Raw genomic sequence first — 5399 nt, 5'->3', positions numbered from 1 at the left:
TTTTGATGATCTTAACCTCCTGTCCAATTAAATTTGTCCATTTTAAGTTATTTGCATGTTATTTTACTAGTTGTCTCAAATAGTGTTTTTCTAATCTTGTATGGTGTGATGATTTCTGGGAATGAGTATATGACCTTATTGTTTTCAGTTTTAAATGGATTCAAAACCATCTCGATATCGTTTCATTGACAGACATGTTAGTGTTGTGTTAATATTTAGAAAAATATAGTGTTTTTGGAGGGAATCATGAGAAAACAATTCTTAGTTTTCACATGTGTAAATTAAGTTATGTGTAGTCATTTTATGTGTAATATTAGCATTAGTAATTACTAGTTGCTCAACAATGACAGAAGAACAAAATACATATATGCGATTTAATCAAATTTGGCAAATTGATGTTGACAATCTATTGCCTATAGGGTATTTTTAAATAAAAAGGGGGGGGATTCAAATGAAAAGAATTTTTATTGTTTTACTTATGCTTATATTTATACTAACATTGGCAGCAAATGGAAATACCGTAGAAGCTTCAAGTCCCACACATAACACAGACTTGATGCTAATATCTATCACTGATGTAGAAATAGCAAATGAAATAGCGAATGGTGATGAGGAGCTGTTTGTTGAAACTCTAGCTCAAATGGGTTATGATAATTATAACTCTGGTAGTAGTTCTGAAGTACCTGGGATGTATGAGATATTTGGATTCAATCTAACTTCTGATGAAGTAGCACTCTTATTGACAAATCCTTTAGCAGCACCTTTTTGGGTTTCTACAGCACAAAAAGCTTTATCTACAACACCGAATTTGTATCCAAATGAGGCAAATGATGGACAGCTTGGTAATTCATTCCAACATGCGTACTGGAATGTATTAATGGTAAAGTATATTGGTGTGGAATTAGCAGAAGCTTTTGCTACAGCTCATGAAGAACGACCAAATAATCCATGGATTCATAAACATATGGATTTACACAACAATGAAAAAGGTAGAGAATTAGCAATTACTATATCTTGGATAGCATTTAAATCAGATTCAACTCTTGCAACAATGACACAGGAATTAGTGGAAAATGGTGATTTGAAGTACATATTATTTGAATATGAGTATATTCACACATATATATATTATGATAATAATGTAATTGTTCCTGTATATGAGTTAGGAGATTTTCATTCTTATACGGATGGAGCTACTCCTATTTACTTACCGGAAATTCAAATTGATGATAGAAGATCAGAACCAGGACCTATAATTATGCCGATGTCTTTATTGCCAGAGGATGAGGAGGTTTTGATCAATGTTGAATAAGGAAAATCTGAATAAGAATTTAGTAAAACTGCTATATTTATTTATTTTTTTGAATATAGTGCTATTTATTATTGCTATTCAAACTTCAATCATATACCTTTTGTATGTAAACAGTTTACTGATATTATTAATAATTTTATTAACTCCGGTTTCAATAATTTATAATGGTTACTTGATGATAAAAAGCTTTAGCAAGAAGAGTGCATTATTGTTTTCATTGAGTCTAGTATCAGTATCATGGGTATTTATTGCCATTTATTATGCAGCAACTATTATGAGTGATTTTTAATGTTCTGAAAATCTGGTGTTAGTATAGTTTAGTAGACACAAAGAGTAAGCAATATTTGTCTTACACTTTGTGTGAAAAAAGCAACTCCGTCCGAAAAAAAGCAAAACTCCGTTGGAAATAGAGTAAAACTCCGTCGAACACGAGCGATTTTAGAGTAAAACTCCATAATAACAAGACATATGTGTTTAACACCTGTTTAACAGGTGTTTTCTTTTTTGGTTATGCTTATAATTTTATTTAAACATCAATGATATAAAACTATTGACAATGTTATAACAATTGTATATACTATTTATGAAGGATGGTGATTTTATGAATACACAATTAAAGAAGATAGGAAATAGTAAAGGTGTCATTATACCAGCTGCTATTTTAAAAATGCTTGATATCAAAGAAAGCGAAGAATTTACAGTTAAGGTTGAGGGAAAAGAAATTATATTATCAAAAGTAGATTCGTTTGATCCTAAATCACTAGAAGAGTTATTTTTAGATTATAAAGAAACTTATAAAGGCGAAATTATATTTGATGACTCTAAAGGTAGAGAAGTATGGTAAATCAGGGAGATATCGTTATCGTTGATTTTGATCCTTCATTAGGGTCCGAACAAAAAGGGAAGAGGCCTGGTGTTGTGGTAAGCAATGATATATACCATAAAAAAACAAATGGATTTGTTATTGTCGTTCCAATTACTTCTGATAAGGCACTTAAATATCCTTTGCATGTAGATTTAGATTCAAGGACAAAAACTTATGGCCAAATCATGTGCGAACAAGTAAAAACCATGGACACAAAAGCTAGAAATTTAAAAACTGTTGAAAAACTTCCTCCTGACTTACTCGATAAGACATTAAAAATAATAAAACTGTTGTTTTAATTTTTTGATGAGGATTATATGCTTATTAGAGACAAACTCCATGCTGAAAACATAGTAAACTTGGTTGTGACAACCTAATTAGTGGCACAAACTTGGTTATGACAAGACACAAAAAATATACCAAGTTGCTTTATACCTTTTTAATGGCTTATTTAGTACGTTTTAGCCGTTTTGAAGCAAAGCAACTTTTTTATTATAATTGGGTAAAATTGATGATTTTCATTAGTTTCACTTTTTTTTATACTTAAAATCAGAAAAGATAGTGGTTTTTTGTGGACCGGATTTGGGGTCGTGAATTTGCATGGACCCTATCGGATTTGAACTCAACCCAACATATGAAGCAATTATGTTGAATCGCTTTTGTCATTGTTAAGTTGTTTATTAGTTTATAGAATGTCCGTGTAATAAAGATAGAATTGATTATTAATGAGTAGTTTCTATTTAGTAATGAATTTCATAGTAAATCAATACACAATTGATATTTTTTCGTTATATTACTAACTAATTCTATGATTTATAGAGAGATTCATCTTTTTCTTCGTGGATAATTATTTATTATTTAAGTATAATGACTAATAGGAGGTATGCATATATGAATAAATTTGGCGAGTTATTAAAAGAAAAAAGAATGCAAAACAAACTAACGCAGAGTTCATTAGCAGAAATGTTAAATGTATCTGATAGAACTGTGAGCAAATGGGAAACCGGAAACGGTTATCCTAATATTACAATGTTAAATACAATTGCAAACTGTCTTAATACATCCGTTAGTGAGTTAATGGACAGTGAAGATATTAAAGTAATTAATTCAGTAAAACAGAACCCTTCAGATGAACAGTATCGTGCAAAATTCAGAAAAAAAATGATTGTAGCTATGTCTTTACTTTTGACTGCCATACTATACTTAATGTTGCCAATTCTAAGATTTAATATTCCTGATGGAGCAATAGGTGCGATAGGTGAAGACAGTGACACTTATGTTGTAGTAGCAATTGTCCTGACGATTTTTATATCTCTATGCTACCTTGTTAGTTTTTCTCTATTCACTTATATGATTATTCAATATAGAAAATTGATTAAATCAAAGTTCCATAATTTTACTGATAAAAATATAATAAAAAAATATCTAGTATCATATTCGCTTCTAACACTCGCGATGATCGTAATTGTCATTATTGCTTTAAATATTGAAATCTAAAGGGTATAGGGAAATACTTAGTACTCAAAAAAGCAACACACAATATTTTAGGGTAAAACTCCGTAATGTATATATCAAAATCTGGTAAAACTCTGTAATAAAGACACAACTTAGATCTATAAACACTCATTTATTGAGTGTTTTTTTATGATTTTATGTTAGAAGAAATAGAACTCGAACGAAGGAAATTGAACATGAATATATAACTTTTGAAAGTGATTGGTGTAGATTTCGATTAATGATTAGTACAACCTATTCTAAATAAGATTAGACTTATTATCTAATATAGCGTTTAATTTATAATTGTCTTAAAGGGTTAAAAAATGGGTTGTTTAAAAATAAGTTTAATGATAAGATATTAGAAATGTGTGCTTAAATTCTAGGGAGATAATATAAAAAAACCTGTAATCATATAGGGGGACATTATATAAACTTTTGGAATTTAAGTGTTTTAATTTTAGGAGGTTTTCAATGAAAAATGATAAGATAATGAATCGTTGGTTAGCCGTTTTAGGTACACTGATGATTATTCCAAGTTGTGGCGCGGTGTATGCATGGAGTATTTATAGAGATCCACTTGCTCAAATTTTAAGTGAGCATATGGCGGTTACAGCCGATAGTTTAACACCCTCACTAAATTTTGTCTTTTCTTTAGTTATTGTGTTTTTCGCAATTGGCGCACTACCTGGAGGAATGCTTCAAGATAAAATTGGACCCAAAAAAGTAGCGATTGCAGGCGGTGCGTTGTTGTGTCTTGGGATGATATTCTCAAGCTTTGCAACTAACGTAACTTGGCTTTATATATTTTATGGTATTGTAAGTGGTTTAGGTATTGGTTTTGCCTATATGGTACCACTAGCTACATGCAATAAGTGGTTCCCAGACAAACGCGGTTTGATATCGGGTGTTGGGGTTGCTGGTATGGGATTAGGGACTATAATTTTTACGCCAATTGGGCAAGCCCTAATAAGTAATGTAGGACCACTAGTTACGATGCGTATATTAGGGGTTGTATTCTTTCTGTTAGTTACAATTGGTGCTCAGTGGATGGTTGTCCCACCTTTAGGGTACAAACCTTCAGGATGGCAACCTAATGAACTACAGAAAAATGTCGTGAACTATACACAAAAAGAAATGATGAGAACAGCAGCTTTTCCGAAAATATGGATTATATTTATGCTTGGATGTGCAGCGGGGTTAATGATGATTGGTCAAGCCTCACCAATAGGACAGCAGCTAGCAGGACTAACGGTTGTAGAGGCGGCAGCTATTGTAGGTGTGTTAGGAATATTTAACGGGTTAGGCAGAATTTTCTGGGGATTTGCCTCAGATAAGTTAGGCCGTATGAACACCATTGCGGTAGTTTCAGGAATTACAGGTATTGCTATGTTATCATTTAGTATTATCTCTTCTGCAGTTCCCTTTGCCATAGCAATCTCTATTGTTACTCTTTGTTTTGGTGGATACATGGCACTTTTCCCTGCTGTTACAGCAGATTTTTATGGGGTTAAATACTATGGAGGAAATTATGGCATTATCTATTTAGGATGGGGAGCAGCGGCCATTGTAGGTGGTTGGATTGGTACAGCATTTAGTTTTCAGACATCTTTTTATCTAGCTGCAGCACTTTCTGGTATTTGTGTGCTACTATCTTTATTAACTAAAAAACCAGTTATTGTTTTAAAGCCTATTCAAGAAGAAGTTTCAGATGCATTTGTATTATAA

5 protein-coding genes are annotated in these 5399 nt (G+C 31.8%); all 5 read left to right on the top strand.

Annotated elements, in window-relative coordinates:
* The first annotated feature begins 451 nt into the window (after positions 1 to 451).
* The 5 genes from ACHAJD_RS09635 to ACHAJD_RS09615 all read left to right on the top strand — a co-directional run bounded on the left by ACHAJD_RS09635 (position 452) and on the right by ACHAJD_RS09615 (position 5399).
* Complete coding sequence (locus tag ACHAJD_RS09635; protein ID WP_435585659.1) at positions 452 to 1312, top strand: DUF6973 domain-containing protein; 861 nt, start codon at positions 452 to 454, stop codon at positions 1310 to 1312.
* Between the two features lie 601 nt (positions 1313 to 1913).
* A complete protein-coding gene (locus tag ACHAJD_RS09630; RefSeq protein ID WP_435585658.1) occupies positions 1914 to 2156 on the top strand; it encodes an AbrB/MazE/SpoVT family DNA-binding domain-containing protein in 243 nt (80 codons plus the stop codon).
* Complete coding sequence (locus ACHAJD_RS09625; RefSeq protein WP_435585657.1) at positions 2150 to 2476, top strand: type II toxin-antitoxin system PemK/MazF family toxin; 327 nt, start codon at positions 2150 to 2152, stop codon at positions 2474 to 2476. Before ACHAJD_RS09630 ends, ACHAJD_RS09625 begins: the two co-directional genes overlap by 7 nt.
* 592 nt (positions 2477 to 3068) lie before the next feature.
* Positions 3069 to 3674: a helix-turn-helix domain-containing protein gene (locus ACHAJD_RS09620; RefSeq protein WP_435585656.1), complete on the top strand. Its 606-nt coding sequence runs from the start codon at positions 3069 to 3071 to the stop codon at positions 3672 to 3674.
* 471 nt (positions 3675 to 4145) lie between these two features.
* Positions 4146 to 5399 (top strand): L-lactate MFS transporter, encoded by a 1254-nt coding sequence (locus ACHAJD_RS09615; RefSeq protein WP_435585655.1) that lies wholly within the window; start codon positions 4146 to 4148, stop codon positions 5397 to 5399.

Origin of the sequence: Liberiplasma polymorphum, from assembly GCF_043951795.1 — a bacterium.
Taxonomy (GTDB): domain Bacteria; phylum Bacillota_I; class Bacilli_A; order Izemoplasmatales; family Izemoplasmataceae; genus Liberiplasma; species Liberiplasma polymorphum.
The sequence above is the reverse complement of the archived record's forward strand: the minus strand, read 5'-3'. Positions and strand labels throughout refer to the sequence as shown.